The organism is Marinifilum sp. JC120 (assembly GCA_004923195.1).
Taxonomy (GTDB): domain Bacteria; phylum Desulfobacterota; class Desulfovibrionia; order Desulfovibrionales; family Desulfovibrionaceae; genus Maridesulfovibrio.
On record RDSB01000137.1, the window covers coordinates 1 to 606 of the forward strand.

The window sequence follows — 606 nt, forward strand, 5'->3', positions numbered from 1 at the left end:
TCTGACAGTTGATCAATTCAACGCGTCAAATGTGTTGTGGGTGAGAATGAGGTGATCAGGGAGTGAGTGCGTGAGTTAGGACGTGTGGAATGTGTGAAGAGAGTGTTTGACACAGTGGTGTATATGTATAGTGTAAATTCGAATGGAGTGTGGTGGAATTGACGTGTGGTAGTGGACAGTGGACGTGTAGTCGTTGGATGGAGAGATGATTGTGGAGWGGTATATTGCCACAGGGATTGAGAGTAATCCGGGTGTGTGTTGGTGGAGTAGTTGTACAGTGTGAGTGTATTGATGGATGTGTGACGAAGCGAGTGTTGATGTTGTTGATGTGTTTCGTCAGAAGTGGGAAGCGCCTCCGGGTGGGCTCGAACCACCAACCTTTCGGTTAACAGCCGAACGCGCTAACCGGTTGCGCCACGGAGGCGACATTCGTCGACCCCACACAGACCATACCACAACACAATACCAACTCACATCGCACACAACAACCAGCAACAAAACAAACACAATCACTAGCATGACCACCATTACACAAACACTGACACCAACTACAATACCAATTTCACACCACCAACACCAACACCAACACCAACACCACCACTAATC

1 tRNA gene is annotated in these 606 nt (G+C 48.3%); it reads right to left on the reverse strand.

Annotation, left to right across the window (positions count from 1 at the left end):
- Positions 1–350: 350 nt before the first annotated feature.
- Positions 351–424 (reverse strand) — tRNA-Asn (locus D0S45_20730).
- Positions 425–606 lie beyond the last annotated feature (182 nt).